The following is a 17,708-nucleotide window of genomic DNA, read 5'->3' on the forward strand; positions in this document are numbered from 1 at the left end:
TTTCAAGCGTTATATTCTCGGGCTAACTATTAAACAATATATTCACAATTTTAGAATGACAGAACAAGAGGATAGAATTATTAAGATTAACATCGAGGAGGAGATGAAATCGGCCTACATCGATTATTCGATGTCGGTTATCGTATCGCGTGCCCTTCCTGATGTAAGAGACGGTTTTAAACCTGTTCACCGCCGTATTTTGTTCGGAATGAGCGAACTTGGCAACACTTACAACAAACCTCACAAGAAATCGGCCAGAATCGTAGGGGAAGTACTGGGTAAGTATCACCCGCACGGCGACTCTTCGGTATATTTTGCGATGGTGCGTATGGCACAGGAATGGAATATGCGTTATATGCTTGTTGATGGTCAGGGTAATATGGGTAGTGTCGACGGCGACAGCCCGGCAGCCATGCGTTACACCGAAGCCCGGTTGAGCCGTTTGGCTGAAGAAATGCTAAAAGACATTGACAAGGAAACTGTTGATTTTCAGTTAAACTTCGACGATACATTGAAAGAACCGACTGTTCTTCCTACCCGTATCCCGAATCTTCTTGTCAACGGGGCATCTGGTATTGCCGTGGGTATGGCTACCAATATGGCTCCGCACAACATGACAGAAGCTATCAATGCTACTATTGCATATATTGAAGATAAAGATATCGACATCGAGGGATTGATGCAATACATCAAAGCTCCCGATTTCCCTTCGGGTGGGTTTATATATGGCTATCAAGGGGTTAAAGATGCTTTCGAAACAGGACGCGGACGTGTTATCATGCGCGGACGGGCTGAAATAGAGGCAGAACATAACCACGATAGGATTGTCATAACAGAAATACCTTATCTCGTAAATAAGGCTGAATTAATCAAGCATATTGCCGAACTCGTAGGTGAGAAAAGGCTCGAAGGAATCAGCAACGTTAACGACGAATCAGACCGTCAGGGTATGCGTATCGTCGTGGATGTGAAACGTGATGCCAACGCCAATGTGGTGTTGAACAAGCTGTATAAGATGACCGCATTGCAATCGTCTTTCAGCGTCAACAATATTGCTCTGGTTAATGGGCGTCCTCGTACACTGAACCTGAAAGACATGATTTCGTGCTTCGTAGAGCACCGTCACGACGTTGTTATCCGCCGCACACAATACGATTTGCGCAAAGCAGAAGAACGCGCTCATATCCTCGAAGGGTTGATTATCGCATCAGACCATATAGACGAGGTTATCCGCATTATCCGTGCTTCGAAATCGCCACAGGAAGCCATTGAGAACCTGATAACTAAGTTCTCGCTGACAGAGGTGCAAGCTCGTGCCATTGTCGAAATGCGTCTGCGCCAGTTGACAGGCCTCGAACAAGACAAGTTGCGCGCCGAATACGATGATATTCAAAAACAAATAGCTTACTTCAATGAAATTCTTTCGAATGAAGAATTGTGCATGCAAGTTATTAAAGATGAATTGGTTGAAGTAAGAGATAAATACGGAGACGAGCGCCGTTCGGAAATCGTTTATTCTTCGGAGGAATTGAATCCGGAAGATTTCTATGCCGACGACGAAATGATTATAACCATTTCACACTTAGGTTATATCAAACGTACTCCTTTGACTGAATTTAAAGCGCAACATCGTGGTGGAGTAGGGGTTAAGGCCTCCGACACCCGCGACGAAGACTTTATCGAGTACATTTATCCGGCATCTATGCACAACTACATGTTGCTCTTCACACAAAAAGGAAGATGCTACTGGTTGCGTGTATATGATATTCCGGAAGGCTCTAAAAACTCGAAAGGGCGCGCTATCCAGAACTTACTGAATATAGATTCCGATGATAAAGTTACGGCATTTGTAAAAGTTAAGGGATTAAATGATAGCGAGTTTGTAAAAAATCACTATCTTGTGTTCTGTACTAAACAGGGAGTTATCAAGAAAACGTCTCTTGAAGCCTACTCCCGTCCACGCCAGAATGGTGTGAATGCTATTACCATCCGCGAAGACGACAGCGTTATCAATGTATTGATGACCGACGGCGATTGCGAGGTGCTGATGGCTAATAGGAATGGTCGAGCAATTCGTTTCCATGAATCTAATGTACGCGAAATGGGACGTACTGCCACAGGTGTTCGGGGTATGCGTATCGACGACGATGGGGTAGACGAAGTCGTGGGAATGATTGTCATGTCGAAAGAAGACCAACAATCACAAACGATTATGGTTGTTTCGGAATTGGGTTATGGTAAGCGTACGCGCCTGAACGACGAAGACGGAGAGCCGGTATACCGTATCACAAGCCGTGGAGGAAAGGGTGTTAAAACGCTTAATATCACGGATAAAACGGGTAAACTTGTTTCTATCGACAGCGTGAATGACGAAAACGACCTGATGATTATCAACAAATCGGGAATAACCATCCGCGTGAAGGTTGCAGACCTGCGAGTTATGGGACGTGCTACACAAGGAGTTAGACTGATAAACCTTGAAAAACGGAACGACGAAATAGCTTCGGTATGTAAGGTAGATTCGGAACAAGAAGAAGAAAGCCCTGTTGAGAACGACAGTACAGAAATGACTAATGAAGAAAATAACGATTAATTAACTATAAAATAAAGAGTATTATGAAGCGTATATTTTTAGTTGCATCATTGTGCTTACTGGCAAGTGGAGCTACTTTTGCCCAGAAGAAAGCAGTAAAAGATGCTAAAGCTGCTTTGGGAAAAGATTCTTTCTCAGAAGCCCGCGAACTTATTAAGCCTGCATTAACAAATCCTGAAACAGCAAACGATCCCGAAGCTTGGAAAATTGCCGGAGATATTGAATTCAAAGCTGCAGATAAAGAAATTGACAAAGAAAAGCTGAAAGAATTTCAACCGGATAAAGGTGGCTGGAACGAGGCCGTATTGTATGAGGCTATGTACAACCTTTATGCTCCTTACCTGAAAGCCGATGAATTGGGCGAATTACCTGACGAAAAAGGTAAAAAGAAAAATAAAGTAAGGAAAGATATTGTAAGAAACTTGAAAATAGTATTGCCATATTATCCTAATGCAGGTATTTACTACAATTCAAGCGATAGAATCAAATCATCTGAACTATTCGAAATGTACTGGAATATTCCGCAACTACCTATATTCACAGAAGCTGACAAGGCTGAAATGAAGATTGTTGACAGTACATATCAGATTATCAAATATTATGCAACTATTACTGCCATCCAGGCAGAGGATAAGGAACGTTCGATCAGATTGTTGAAACGCCTGATTGATGAGCCTTATTATGCAAATAACACGCAGAAAGAAAGCGACCCGTATGAACTATTGGCAAGCCAATATTATACAATGGGGGATACTGTTAAGTTCATGGAAGTATTAGAGCTTGGAGCAAGCAAATTCCCTGAAAATAACTACTTTGTTTCTAACCTGATTAGTGAATATATTTCAGCAGGAAAAATGGATAAAGCCATGGATTTTGTTGATAAAGCAATTGCAAACGGAACTGACCAGTGTATGTTTATCAGCGTGAAAGCGTCTTTATTTGCAGACAAGAAAGAGTTTGATACAGCTGAACAATATTACAACGAAGCTCTCAGCAACGATGCTAACTGTCAAAGAGCATTAGAAGGATTAGGTCTATTATATGCTCTTCGTGCACAGGAAATCAGAGAATCAGCATATCAGGCACCTCGCAAGGAGCAAATTGAAATCAACAAGAAGGCAGAGGAGTCTTATCTGAAAGCTTTGCCATTATTCGAAAAGTTGTATGATTTGCAAAAAGCGAATAACGATGCTCCAGCAAGCCTCAAAAAGACACTGCAGAAATTGGAGAATGTATATTATAACTTAGAAAAAGCTGAAGAACTGGCTAAGGTTCAGGCAGAGTTAGAAACATTGAAATATGACTAAATTATTTTAGTTAAATAAAATCAGAAAAGCATCCGAATGTTATCTTTAAACATGGATGCTTTTCCTTTTTTATGTCTATTCGTACAAGCTTATTTCAATAAAAATATGTAATACAAAGATAACCAAAACGTTTGTTATATAATTCTTATTATGTTTAATTATATTTTTAACTATTATCGTGAAGTTCATTTACTCTCCCAATTTAAACCTGCTGAGATTTCAATATTCTATATAGAATTAATACCTTTACATGAAGAAACAAATCTCTCGAACATAAAATAGCACCATTACCATGGACCATATAGAAAATGATGAACAATTCAAAGGATTACAGGTAAATAAAGGGACCAGCGAGCAACCGACTGTAAATCCTTATATGAACTTCAAACGTTTCAAACGAAAAGAATATACAGCAGCAGAATATGTAGATGGAATCCTCAAAGGGAACATCGCAATTCTTAGTCAGGCTGTTACACTCATAGAAAGCTCGAAAAGCGAACATCAGAAAATAGCACAGGAGGTTATCGAAAAATGCCTCCCATATACGGGTAATTCGATACGTGTTGGAATAACAGGCGTACCTGGCGCAGGAAAAAGCACTTCAATAGACGTATTCGGGATGCATCTCATAAAACAGCATCACCGCGTTGCAGTACTGGCTATAGACCCTTCCAGCGAAGTTTCGAAAGGAAGTATATTGGGAGATAAAACCCGCATGGAGAAACTATCTCAAGCCAAAGATGCTTTCATACGCCCCTCCCCTTCTGCTGGCTCTCTCGGAGGCGTTGCCCGTAAAACGAGGGAAACTATCATCCTATGTGAAGCTGCCGGATTCGACCGGATTATTATAGAGACTGTCGGTGTAGGACAATCCGAAACAGCTGTTCATTCCATGGTCGATTTCTTTCTGTTGATACAGCTTGCCGGCACAGGCGACGAACTTCAAGGCATCAAGCGGGGCATTATGGAGATGGCCGACGGCATTGTAATCAACAAGGCTGACGGAAGTAATATAGAGAAGGCTAAGTTAGCACAGAGCCACTTCAAAAATGCGTTGCACCTCTTCCCTCTCCCGGCATCGGGATGGGCACCTAAAGTCCTCACCTACTCGGGATATTACGAAATTGGGATTGACGAGGTCTGGCAAATGATAGACGAATATATCGCATTTGTCAAAAAGAATGGCTATTTCGAGCATCGCCGCAACGAACAGTCCAAATACTGGATGTATGAAACGATAAATGAACGTCTGAAAAGCAATTTCTACAATAATAAAAAGGTACAGAGCGAATTAGCCGAATGCGAACAACTTGTTCTGGATTCGAAGATAAGTTCATTTGTTGCTGCAAGCCGCGTTTTGGAATTGTATTTTAGTGAGAAGAACAATAATGAGTAGATTTCCCTGATTTCGAACTTTTCTCATTAATTAAGACTTGTTTTTAAGCTATTTTCTTATATTTGTGCTAATATTTATGCTATTAAATCTACAAACGAAATATTCATTGTTAAATAAACATCATTAAAATCATGGAGAAACCATATGCTATCGGAATCGACATAGGTGGTACTAACACAGTATTCGGCATTGTCGATAAACGAGGTCACATCATTAATCAAGGTTCTATCAAAACCAGTGCTTACAAAGAAATTAACGAATATGTTGCTAACCTTGCAACCGGCGTACAAGAGATCATCGACCAGGTTGGAGGGAGTGAGAACATAAAAGGTATCGGCGTAGGTGCACCTAACGGTAATTACTTTACAGGCTGTATCGAGTTCGCACCTAACCTCCCATGGAAAGGTGTTATTCCGTTAGCACAAATGTTGTCGGACAAATTAAGCATCCCGGTAGCATTGACGAATGATGCGAATGCGGCTGCCATCGGCGAAATGACATACGGTGCTGCCCGCGGTATGAAAGACTTTATTGTTATTACTTTGGGAACAGGTGTTGGTAGCGGTATTGTCGTAAACGGACAGTTAGTATATGGCCACGATGGTTTTGCCGGAGAGCTCGGACATACCACTATCCGTCGCGGGGGACGCCTCTGCGGTTGCGGACGTAAAGGATGTCTCGAGACATATAGCTCAGCAACAGGTGTAGCCCGTTCGGCGCGCGAATTCCTCGAAACAAGAAAAGATCCGAGTTTGCTACGCAACCTGAAGCCGGAAGACATCACTTCTAAGGATGTATTCGATGCAGCGATGGAAGGCGACGAAATGGCTAAAGAGATTTTCGAATTTACAGGACAGTTGCTGGGAGAGTCATTTGCTGACTTTGTGGCATTCTCGAGCCCTGAAGCTATCATCCTATTCGGAGGTCTGACGAAAGCAGGCAAACTGATTTTCGATCCAATCCGTAAGCACATGGAAGAGAACATGTTGAACATCTTCCGCAACAAGGTTAAACTCCTTATGTCGGAGCTTAAAGAGAGCGATGCTGCCGTATTGGGGGCAAGTGCTCTTGGTTGGGAAGTGAAAGACTATTAATTATCTGAAATCCATATAGAAAACAGCTTGTAATATTTTACTTACAGGCTGTTTTTGCATATACAGAATCCTTTATGTACCTTTGTACAAAATAAAAATCCGTCCAGAACAATGAGCGACCAACGTTATAATCAACGAGGTGTTTCGGCATCGAAAGAAGATGTTCACAACGCCATAAAGAACATAGATAAAGGCATATTCCCTAAAGCATTTTGCAAGATTATCCCGGACATATTAGGCGGCGACAGCGAATATTGCAACATCATGCATGCCGATGGCGCGGGAACCAAGTCTTCGCTTGCCTACATGTATTGGAAAGAGACAGGCGATATCTCCGTTTGGCGAGGAATAGCACAGGATGCCTTAATTATGAATATCGACGACTTGCTATGCGTTGGCGCAACGGACAATATACTCCTCTCCTCCACCATCGGACGGAACAAGATGCTGATACCTGGCGAAGTCATTTCGGCTATCATCAACAGTACCAACGACCTGTGCGAAGAGTTATCATCCCTTGGTGTACACATATACCCTACGGGTGGCGAAACGGCCGATGTGGGCGACCTGGTGCGCACTATAATCGTTGACAGTACAGTTACCTGCCGGATGAAACGTTCGGATGTTATTTCTAACGATACCATTCAGGGCGGAGACGTCATTGTCGGCCTATCATCCTATGGGCAAGCAACATACGAAAAAGAATATAACGGAGGAATGGGTAGCAACGGGCTGACCTCTGCCCGCCACGATGTATTTGCCAATTACTTGGCCGCAAAATATCCCGAAAGCTACGACTCTTCTATTCCATCCGATTTGGTATATTCCGGAAAGATGCGATTGACAGATGCCATAGCTGGATTGGATATAGATGCCGGAAAACTGGTACTCTCCCCTACCCGCACCTATGCGCCTGTTATCAAGCGTGTTCTGGAAAACCTTCGTCCACATATCCACGGAATGGTACACTGTTCCGGCGGAGCACAGACAAAAGTTCTTCATTTTGTTGATAACGTGAAGATTACGAAAAATAATCTCTTCCCTATCCCACCATTGTTCAAACTGATACATGAACAGTCCGGAACGGATTGGAAGGAAATGTACAAAGTATTCAACATGGGGCATCGCATGGAGATTTACCTTCCGGAACAATATGCACAAGAGGTTATCGACATCTCCCGTTCGTTTAATATCGATGCACAGATTGTCGGTTTTGTTGAGAAATCAGAAAAAACCGAGCTGATAATCGATAGTGAATACGGACAGTTCCTCTATTAATTACTTTTTTATTATCTAACCACAAAGAATAGCGGAGCATCTCGTCTTGTTGGTGGAAAGAAATCCCTTGCCTCTGCTCGGGATGACAAAAAAGTAACATTTCTCTACTCATTTCGGGCGTTTTTGTTGATGTTACTTTCTCTCAATCTCAGTATTACCCTTTTCTCGTAAACTCATTTACTTGTAACTCGTAACTGTGTGAAGCACGAAGTAACTCGTAACTAATAAACTCGTCTACTGCTTAAATAAATATAGATAAAATCAGAATGATAACTCAACTATTAATTAAGGATATATAATACTACCATTTACCCATTTAATATCTGTTAACAAGCATTGTTGGTTTATATGGACTATATTTGTTTTTACAATACAACGCAATATAAACCATAAAACCAGCCAACATGAAAAAACTGCTGTTATCAGTTATTTTTTGTTTTGCATTAGGGCTAACCACGACCAGTGCGCAAGATAATACACCAGCAAAAGATTGCTGTAAAAACAAAAAAGAATGCTGCAAAAAAGATACATGTCCAAAAGAAAAAGAGAAAAAGAAAACAGAAAAATGTACTAAAGACTCTGTAGACTGCAATAAGCCGAAAGCTGACGAAAAAGAATGCTGCAGTTCCTGCAAAGACAAAAAAGATTGTCCCAAAAGGGACAAGAAAAAATAAATTTTCATCTATATTTTACTCTATCCAATACGAGAGGGCTTTTTAGTGAGTCGTCTCGTATTCTTTTTTACACCAGACCTACCGATATTGTAAAAAATCATGTAAATTTGCGTTTCGGAAAAACAATATAAAACAAAATACATATTTTACCATATGGGAAGAGCATTTGAATACCGCAAGGCAACCAAAATGAAACGCTGGGGCAACATGGCCCGGGTGTTTACGAAATTAGGAAAACAAATAACAATAGCGGCCAAGGAAGGCGGCGCCGACCCCGATACCAACCCTCGCCTGCGTATGCTGATGCAGCAGGTGAAGAAGGAAAATATGCCGAAAGAAAACGTCGAGCGCGCGATAAAAAAAGCCACGTCCAAGGACGAAGCCGATTATAAAGAAGTCGTTTACGAAGGCTATGGCCCTTTCGGTATAGCTATCGTTGTGGAAACAACCACCGACAATACCAACCGTACAGTTGCAAACGTCCGCAGCTATTTCACTAAATATGGAGGCTCCCTCGGCACATCCGGAAGCCTCGAATTTATGTTCGACCATGTATGCATCTTCAAGATAGCACCTAAAGCTGACGTTTCGCAGGAAGACCTCGAACTGGAATTAATCGATTTCGGCGTAGAAGAAGTAGAACAAGATGGCGACGAAATAGTTATCTACGGAGACTTCAAATCCAACTCTGAAATACAAAAATATCTGGAAGACAACGGATTCGAAATACAAAGTGTAGAATTTGTCCGTCTCGCCAAAGATATGAAAGAGTTGAATGCAGAACAAAAAGAACAGATCCAGAAATTGCTGGACAAATTGGAGGAAGACGATGACGTTCAGAACGTTTTCCACAATATGAAAGAAGAAGATGAAGAATAATGAATAAAAAGTTGCAAAACTATTTGCATCATAACAAAAAATCATTACCTTTGCATCGCAATTAAGCAATGGCTACGTAGCTCAACTGAATAGAGCATCTGACTACGGATCAGAAGGTTGCAGGTTTGAATCCTGCCGTGGTCACAAAAGAAAATCAAAGAAGGCATGTAAATCAAAAGTTTACATGCCTTTTATTATTAAATACTAAACAGATAAAAAAATTATGAAACGACACATTTACCTATCCCTGCTTTTTCTATTATGCGGTATATCCTTCGCACATGGACAACGCATGAGTCAACTTCCTGTAAAATTGCCTTACTATAAGCCAATAGTGACCGAAGATTATGCCAATTACAAAACCTATACGCTCTATGCAGCATTTACAGTAGCTGACGAATATGATATTGATGGATATTATGCTCCCATAGACGAGGAGGTTTTGCAATATGCCGACAACGGAGACTTCAAGATTTTTGTAAATATCAAATCCTTACAAAATACTACACTTAAACCAAGTTCTGGAAAAACACATATTACTTCAGATAACATAAAAGCTACATTGATAGCTTGTGACAAAGAAGGTAAAGAGATTTACAATAACTCCCCTTTCGCCTTTTCAATAAGTACGACTATAGATGGAGAATATAATATAAAAACAGCGAGCATAGATGATAAGAATAAAATAATGAAAGCCGTTGTCACCGAAGCCTTGACAAATATTATCAAAGGCTTTCAGGAAAAGTTCTTAGTTAATACACATATAACTGATAGATATCTTTATATGGCAGACCTTTGGGCGCTTTCATTAAAAGGTGATGCTCTTGAAATGTGCGAGCAAATACACAAATTTGAGAATCTCACTAATCCTTCAGATGTCAGAGCCTTAGCAAAAGAGCAAATCCCGTTCTGGGAAAAATTCACCACCCTTTCCAACTCAAAAGAAGAAAAGAACAAATTATATTGCGGACTGTTTAACTCTGCCGTGATGTACTATTTGATTAATGACTTAGAGAAATCACAAGAATATATTGATAAGATAAACAGTACTTTCGAAAAATTAGGCAGCATAGAAAAGCACCTATTGAAGACCTTCAATGAATTTAAAGGTTACTACATTCCAGAAAAATTTATGTTGCCTGATGTATCTGAAATGAACCCTATTCATCCGGAAGATATGCAATCAACTGCATCAATGGATAGCATTGTTGAGTCGAGTTTATATTATGCTATTGACAATGCAGAAATAACGATGAAAAATGGCTCTGTAGTAAACGGAAAACTTCTTATCTCCAGAACCCTTCCTCCGCCATCTATGGGTGGACAAATTGTCGATTTAAGCAAAGCGAATTATCCAATCAAAATAGCAGACAATAGCGGAAAAGAAGAAAAAAACAAACTCTCTGAAGTTGTTTCGGTAAAATCAGGAGACGACCACTATAAATGTCTTTCCGATGCAGTTTACAAAGCAGAATATTTAGGCGAAAAAGCATCTTTATATAAAGAAGTATTTCCTTCGGATCAGGAATATAAGTATTTGAAAGCCGGAGAAAATAAATTAGTATCTCCATCAATACTTGGACCAAACAAATGGCTACAGAAATTTTTTAAAGATTGCCCTGAACTGGCGGACAAGATAAAGAATAAACAAACCTCGCTGTTCCCACTCGATTTGATAAAATATTACAACGAAGAATGTAAATAATCCTATTAAACAAAAGCATAACATTAAAGCTGCCATACAAAAAGGTCTCTGCTAATTAAAGCAGAGACCTTTTTTATAGTGTTGTATAATATATTATTCTCGCGAATTTTTATCCTGATTAATCTGTTACCGGAATGTTTTTGTTTACATTCTTGCAACCAACAAGAGCATAGAACAAGAGGTAGAATAATCCGGCAAAAACAACCCAATAGCTGGTCATATATCCAGTATAGTCTGCTATAAAGTTTTGTAGCAACGGAAGGATACCTCCACCACACACAAGCGTCATAAAGATACCCGATGCAGATGGCACATATTTACCCAATCCTTCTACAGCCAGGTTGAAGATACCTCCCCACATTACTGAAGTACAAAGTCCGCATAACACAAGGAACATCGCATTAATAGGCACTTCCATCATTCCGAAAGAGAGACCTCCTCCTACACTTTGAAATACCGGCATCGATATTTTAGTAGAAATAGGGAAGAAAATAGCAAGTAAAACCAAAGCCATACCCAAAGTAGAGGCAACAGTCAACATAGCTTTACTACTAACCTTTCCGCCAATAGCAGCACCGACAAAACGGCCTATCAACATCAGGAACCAGTATGTACCTGTAACGAATCCTGCACTTGTAGCATCCATACCAGCTACAGATTTATCAGCAAGGAAAAGGTTCATTGTTCCAGGGATACCAACTTCAACTCCTACATATACAAATATACCGAATGCACCTAATACAAAGTGACGGAATGACAATGCACTAAATTTATCCTTCACTGCGTTAACAGCTTTCTTCGCCATTTCCATGTGCGGCTCAGGAATCTTAACCAATAACAAAATGACAAATGCCAAAGCAAATATACCCATTGCAATATACATCACAGGATATACGTCAGTTATCTTCGCTTTTGTCTGATCTGCAACGAACATACCAACTAACATAGGTACTAAAGTAGCACACAATGAGTTGAACGTTCCTGCTGTCTGAATCAAGCGGCCACCGGTGTTACCTCCGCCTCCAAGAGTATTCAACATCGGATTCACCACGGTATTTAACATACACATAGAAAAACCGGCTACAAATGCTCCAATTAAATAGATAAGGAAGCTACCTGCACCTCCTGATAAATATTGGATACCTACTCCAATAAACCCAACAGCTACTGCAATCAGCGCTGTTTTTTTATACCCTACCTTTTTCAATAGTAAACCGGCAGGGATACCCATAAAGGCATAAGCAATAAAGTTACCCAGGTTACCAAGCATACCTTCGGCATTGGATGCCCCGAACTGATTTTTCAGTACGACACCCATTGGTGCTGCCAGATTCGTAACGAATGATATCATACCAAATAGTAGAATCATTACAATAATAGGCAGTAAATAATTTTTTTTCTGTGTTTCTGCTGTCATAATAAATCTTTTAATTATTTTATATTCATTTACTTACTTCATTTTTTCAGAACCTACTCTTATAAAAGAATATCAAGAAGTAACCGTTGCCTGTTGCTATCCGATTACTTCTTGATCTGTCTTTACCTTCATGATACCTGTATACAGTATCGATATTTCATGGTTATTAAAACAAAATAGGTTAAGCGAAGATTGTTTATTTTTCAAAATTCTATGTAAAAGTACGGTAACATATTGTGATGTGCAATACAATGAAATATGTTTTAGAACATCTTTTCGCGTAATCCCAATACAAATATTTTTTATATTGATGCGTGTTTTCTCCTTGTTATTTATTCATACATATTCAGTTGTATATGACAAGGCAAATATATATCTTTACATGAAGATAATAACATGTAAAGGGCAATACTTTAATTTAATCAAAAACGAATTATCAATTATGAAATCCATTCAAGATATATTCAAAATAGGCTTCGGGCCGTCCAGCAGCCACACGATGGGGCCACAAAAAGCGGCCAAAACATTCAGCGAGAAAAATCCGCAAGCCGATTCTTTCCGTGTAACATTATATGGCAGCCTTGCCGCCACAGGAAAAGGCCACCTAACGGATGTAGCTATCATCAATACGTTAGCTCCCCTCCTTACCGAAATAGTATGGTCTCCCGAGATAGTTCTCCCGTTCCATCCCAATGCGATGAAATTTGAGGCACTGAAAGCCGACGGAAAAATCATAGACGAATGGACAATATATAGTGTAGGCGGTGGCGATTTAGCCGACGAAAACACCCGTTCGGTAGAAAAATCGATATACGACAAAACTACCATGAAGGAAATTCTGGCTTTCTGCCACGATTCGGGGATGACCTATTGGGAGTACGTAGAGCATGTCGAAGGCAAGAGCGTGATAAACGACTTCCTCGCCGAAGTATGGGACACCATGAAAAACGCTATCGAACGAGGCTTAGAAGGCGAAGGCTTATTACCCGGAGGACTGGGGCTTCAACGCAAAGCATCGACCTACTATGTCAAGGCCAAAGGGTATCAGGGATCGATGAAAAGCCGAGCGTTGATATATTCCTATGCCCTCGCCTGTTCCGAAGAAAACGCTTCGGGCGGGAAAATCGTTACAGCACCCACCTGTGGTTCGTGTGGGGTACTTCCTGCCGTTTTATACCACCTCAATAGAAGTCACGATGTGAGCGACACCCGCATCATCAGGGCATTAGCCACAGCCGGACTATTCGGAACGGTAGTAAAATGGAATGCTTCCGTTTCGGGGGCTGAAGTCGGATGTCAGGGCGAAATCGGCGTTGCCTGCGCGATGGCTTCGGCCGCTGCAGCACAGTTGTTCGGAGGTTCGCCGCAACAAATCGAATATGCCGCAGAAATGGGATTGGAACATCATCTTGGCTTGACCTGCGATCCTATCTGTGGATTGGTACAAGTTCCTTGTATCGAACGGAATGCTTTTGCTGCCGTCCGCTCGCTGGATTCTTGTTCCTTTGCCATGCTATCGGACGGCACACACCTTATCAGCTTCGACAAGGTGGTGCGCACCATGAAGCAAACAGGACACGATTTGCCGAGCCTCTACAAAGAGACTTCGACCGGCGGTCTGGCAATAAATCACGACGAAGATTGAATTTAGCATATAGAAACCATCCCAATCAATCCATTTGGGTCGGTAGCAAACTGGTTGTCTTTCATATATTTTACCCATTTAGATAATAAGGCAAAATCGGGTGAATCTTTCAATCTCTTAAATGCATTTTTGAGATTAATATCTCTTTTACTAACTTGATTTTTTGTAATCTTCTTCAAAGAATCCAAATCATCAGCAAGCCCGATAGAAGATAAAGAAATATTCAAATCCGCTCCGGCTTTTAGAATAAAACGTTCTACAGCAGGGGCTATTTGAATAATATAGTGATGTTTAGTCTTATGCTTGTAGAGGTAAAGACTTTCGGTATTCACCAGCAAATCAAATTCGCTTAAATAAGCAATTTCTTTCTTATCCTTATCAATTATTCCAAGTGCAAATTTGTCAAAGAACTTGGATTTCATTGTATTGGCTACTTGTCCGCAATTCTTCTGATGATTATATCCTTTTTGAGGAGGTACAAGTGTTTCAAGTAGATTGGTATCTACATAACATTCAGGAATAATAGACAAGTCATTCATCAGATGAAAAATTCTTCGTTAAAGAATAAATCGATTCCGGCATTATATATTTCATCCAATTCACTATCGGAAAGCCTTTTTGCTACGGTTTGCCCATCTTTTAAGTCAACCAAATAAATGGCTAACTCGTTCTGTGCATTTTCCAGCATTTCATTCACCACATAAGGACTATGCGTAGTTATAAAGAATTGGTTTGTCTTCGATTCTATTATATCCTGCGCTATTTGAGCTATATATGGAGGATAAGTATGCGCCTCGGGTTCCTCGAAAGTGATTACAGAATCTGTATTGCTTTTGATAGCTGCTTTATAAAAGATAAGCCTTTGCAAGCTGTCAGCAATGGAAGAGAAAGGAATAAGGAGAATCTCACCTTGATCAAATCCTTTCATAATTTTAAGCTCCTGACTGGATTTATCAAAAACAAGACTTAAATTATAGTTTTTAAATAAACTCATCACTTCCTGCTTCAAAGCCGGATGTGATTGTATTGCATTATATATATTTTCACCATGTATAGGATGGAGATAAGAATCATTCGATTTTCCAAATTTCATTTTGTTGGGGAAGAGGTAACTTTTATATGGATATGCTTGCGAAGGAAGCGAAGTATAATCAGAATCTGTATAACGCTTTCGTTCCATAGTCAAGTCAACTTTTAAAAAGTAAGAAAAAGCTCCCTCTCCTATAACTATTCTTATCAAATTCTCAGAAGGGTCAATAAATACAACGTTTTCGTTATTCATTGAGATTATCACATTCTTAGTCATATCCCCATCAAAGAACAATTCCGAGGGCTGCTCTACTCTTATTAAATCTTTTAAATCAGCTTTTTCAAAATACGTCAAACTAAACAAAGACAATGCCTCCAAAATATTACTCTTACCAACATTTGGTCGTCCTATAAACAAATTAATTCGTCTACAATCTCCCAGTTCGAGCGATTTTATAGACTTAAAATTTTCAATTTTAATTGAAGAAGTAAAATTTGACATCTTTGCAATAGATTATTTGCTTTTATGAGCAAAGATAATAAAATATCTCTAACAAGTTTGTTGAATATTTCCTAACTTTGTACATCAGAATTTTTATTCATAGATAAAGTAACTATTACACTATATAATCTTATTTTAACAAATAATGAATAGCATACAGGTAATGAACCGTGCCGCCGACAACATCCGCATTCTGGCAGCATCAATGGTCGAAAAAGCAAATTCGGGGCATCCCGGTGGAGCGATGGGTGGAGCAGACTTCATCAATGTTTTATTTAGCGAGTTCTTAGTATATGATCCGAACAATCCTGAATGGGAAGGCCGCGATCGGTTCTTCTTGGATCCGGGACACATGTCGCCGATGCTTTATTCCGTATTGGCACTTTCGGGCAAATATTCGATGGCAGACCTGCAACAATTCCGCCAATGGGGAAGTTGTACGCCCGGCCATCCTGAACGCGATGTAAAACGAGGTATCGAAAACACCTCCGGCCCACTCGGACAAGGACATACCTATGCTGTGGGAGCCGCTATCGGAGCCAAATTCCTGAAAGCCCGTTTGGGTAATCAGATGGATCACACCATTTACACATTCATCTCGGATGGAGGTATACAGGAAGAGGTATCGCAAGGGGCAGGACGTACTGCCGGACATCTCGGGCTCGACAACCTGGTGATGTTCTACGACTCCAATGGTATCCAGCTATCTACTAAAACAAATGCGGTATCGGAAGAAGATATAGCAGCCAAATATCAGGCTTGGGGATGGCGTGTAATCAGTATCAACGGAAACGATGTGACCGAGATACGCGCAGCACTCACCGAAGCTAAAATGGAAAAGGAACGCCCTACCCTTATCATCGGTCATACGTTGATGGGTAAAGGCGCTGTTGCCGAAGACGGAAGCAGCTTCGAGGACAAAGTTTCTACTCACGGGCAGCCATTAGGAGCAGCCGGAGCAAGCATCAAAAAAACAATAGAGAACCTCGGTGGTGATCCCGAAAATCCATTCGTGATATTCGACGAAGTTAAGAAGTTATACGCTGAGCGTCAGGATATACTGAACGATATTGTAACCAAAAAGAAAGCAGAGAAAGACGTCTGGGCTAAAGCGAATCCTGAACTTGCCAAGAAGATGGATAGCTGGTTCAAAGGAGAAGTACCTGCCATCGATTGGGCAGCTATCGAGCAGAAAGCAAATCAGGCAACCCGTGCAGCCTCGGCTACCGTATTGGGTGTATTGGCCAAGAATGTAGAAAATATGATTGTTTCGTCCGCCGATTTGTCCAACTCGGATAAGACCGACGGATTTCTGAAACAAACCACTGAAATGGCAAAAGGCAATTTCAACGGTCAATTCCTGCAAGCCGGAGTATCAGAATTTACCATGGCATGTCTATGCATCGGTATCACCTTGCATGGTGGATTGATAGCCGCCTGCGGAACATTCTTCGTATTCTCGGACTACATGAAGCCGGCCATCCGTGTTGCAGCCTTGATGGAGCTCCCTGTCAAATTTATCTGGACACACGATGCTTTCCGCGTAGGCGAAGACGGCCCTACCCACGAACCGGTAGAACAGGAAGCACAGATACGCCTCTTAGAGAAATTGCAGAACCATCATGGCGAGAATTCAATGCTTGTCTTGCGTCCTGCCGATGTACACGAAGCTACAGTGGCATGGAAGATGGCGATGGAAAATACCAAAACGCCTACAGGTTTAATCTTCTCCCGTCAGAACATAAACGATATACCGAGCAAAGGCAACCGCTATCAAGACGCTTTACAAGCGGAAAAAGGCGCATACATCGTACAAGATGACGACAACTATGATGTCATCCTGTTAGCATCAGGCTCAGAAGTATCGACATTGGTTGACGGAGCTAAATTATTGAAAGAAGACAACATCAAGGTGCGTATCGTATCTGTTCCGAGCGAAGGATTATTCCGCAAGCAGAACAAAGAGTACCAGGAAAGCGTTTTACCTAAAGACAAGAAGAAATTCGGTCTTACAGCCGGACTGCCGGTTACACTCGAAGGGCTTGTCGGTGGAAACGGCAAAATCTGGGGATTACAATCATTCGGATTTTCGGCTCCATATAAAGTCCTTGACGAGAAACTCGGATTTACAGCCCAAAATGTGTATGAACAGGTAAAATCAATGCTTTAAAAACTAAAAAAAGATATAT

13 protein-coding genes and 1 tRNA gene are annotated in these 17,708 nt (G+C 40.8%); 11 read left to right on the plus strand and 3 right to left on the minus strand.

Annotation, left to right across the window (positions count from 1 at the left end; all coding sequences use genetic code 11):
• Positions 1-55 precede the first annotated feature (55 nt).
• From gyrA to D0T66_RS01420, 9 genes are all read left to right on the plus strand, one after another.
• Positions 56-2,593 (plus strand): DNA gyrase subunit A, encoded by a 2,538-nt coding sequence (gene gyrA / locus D0T66_RS01380; RefSeq protein ID WP_163355218.1) that lies wholly within the window; start codon positions 56-58, stop codon positions 2,591-2,593.
• Between the two features lie 23 nt (positions 2,594-2,616).
• Positions 2,617-3,900, plus strand: coding sequence for a lipopolysaccharide assembly protein LapB (locus D0T66_RS01385; protein ID WP_163355219.1), 1,284 nt, complete (start codon positions 2,617-2,619; stop codon positions 3,898-3,900).
• Positions 3,901-4,192: 292 nt separating this feature from the next.
• Positions 4,193-5,296 carry a methylmalonyl Co-A mutase-associated GTPase MeaB gene (meaB, locus tag D0T66_RS01390; protein ID WP_163355220.1) on the plus strand — a complete coding sequence of 368 codons (1,104 nt, stop codon included), beginning with the start codon at positions 4,193-4,195 and terminating at the stop codon, positions 5,294-5,296.
• Between the two features lie 131 nt (positions 5,297-5,427).
• Positions 5,428-6,390, plus strand: coding sequence for an ROK family protein (locus D0T66_RS01395; protein WP_163355221.1), 963 nt, complete (start codon positions 5,428-5,430; stop codon positions 6,388-6,390).
• A 111-nt stretch (positions 6,391-6,501) separates the two neighbouring features.
• The gene (locus tag D0T66_RS01400) at positions 6,502-7,668 is read left to right on the plus strand and encodes an AIR synthase related protein (RefSeq protein ID WP_163355222.1); all 1,167 of its coding nucleotides are present in this window, start codon (positions 6,502-6,504) and stop codon (positions 7,666-7,668) included.
• Positions 7,669-8,072: 404 nt separating this feature from the next.
• Complete coding sequence (locus tag D0T66_RS01405; RefSeq protein WP_163355223.1) at positions 8,073-8,342, plus strand: hypothetical protein; 270 nt, start codon at positions 8,073-8,075, stop codon at positions 8,340-8,342.
• Positions 8,343-8,495: 153 nt separating this feature from the next.
• On the plus strand, positions 8,496-9,221 hold the full coding sequence (locus tag D0T66_RS01410; RefSeq protein WP_163355224.1) for a YebC/PmpR family DNA-binding transcriptional regulator: 726 nt from the start codon (positions 8,496-8,498) through the stop codon (positions 9,219-9,221).
• A gap of 70 nt (positions 9,222-9,291) precedes the next feature.
• A tRNA-Arg gene (locus tag D0T66_RS01415) sits at positions 9,292-9,365 on the plus strand.
• A gap of 79 nt (positions 9,366-9,444) precedes the next feature.
• Complete coding sequence (locus D0T66_RS01420; RefSeq protein ID WP_163355225.1) at positions 9,445-10,926, plus strand: hypothetical protein; 1,482 nt, start codon at positions 9,445-9,447, stop codon at positions 10,924-10,926.
• Between the two features lie 118 nt (positions 10,927-11,044).
• Here the strand turns inward: D0T66_RS01420 and D0T66_RS01425 are convergent, their stop codons facing one another.
• Entirely contained in the window at positions 11,045-12,343 is a 1,299-nt protein-coding gene (locus tag D0T66_RS01425; RefSeq protein WP_163355226.1) for an MFS transporter, read from the minus strand.
• Positions 12,344-12,785: 442 nt separating this feature from the next.
• On the opposite strand from D0T66_RS01425, the gene D0T66_RS01430 reads away from it, so the two are divergent.
• A complete protein-coding gene (locus D0T66_RS01430) occupies positions 12,786-13,988 on the plus strand; it encodes an L-serine ammonia-lyase (protein ID WP_163355227.1) in 1,203 nt (400 codons plus the stop codon).
• Between the two features lie 2 nt (positions 13,989-13,990).
• Here the strand turns inward: D0T66_RS01430 and D0T66_RS01435 are convergent, their stop codons facing one another.
• Together D0T66_RS01435 and D0T66_RS01440 are read right to left on the minus strand one after the other, a co-directional pair.
• Entirely contained in the window at positions 13,991-14,527 is a 537-nt protein-coding gene (locus tag D0T66_RS01435; protein WP_163355228.1) for a hypothetical protein, read from the minus strand.
• Positions 14,527-15,519 (minus strand): ATP-dependent endonuclease, encoded by a 993-nt coding sequence (locus tag D0T66_RS01440; RefSeq protein WP_163355229.1) that lies wholly within the window; start codon positions 15,517-15,519, stop codon positions 14,527-14,529. The genes D0T66_RS01435 and D0T66_RS01440 overlap by 1 nt, the downstream gene beginning before the upstream one ends.
• Positions 15,520-15,664: 145 nt before the next feature.
• On the opposite strand from D0T66_RS01440, the gene D0T66_RS01445 reads away from it, so the two are divergent.
• Complete coding sequence (locus tag D0T66_RS01445) at positions 15,665-17,689, plus strand: transketolase (RefSeq protein WP_163355230.1); 2,025 nt, start codon at positions 15,665-15,667, stop codon at positions 17,687-17,689.
• Positions 17,690-17,708 lie beyond the last annotated feature (19 nt).

It is taken from the genome of Dysgonomonas sp. 25 (assembly GCF_010501075.1).
In the GTDB taxonomy this organism is placed as follows: Bacteria; Bacteroidota; Bacteroidia; order Bacteroidales; family Dysgonomonadaceae; genus Dysgonomonas.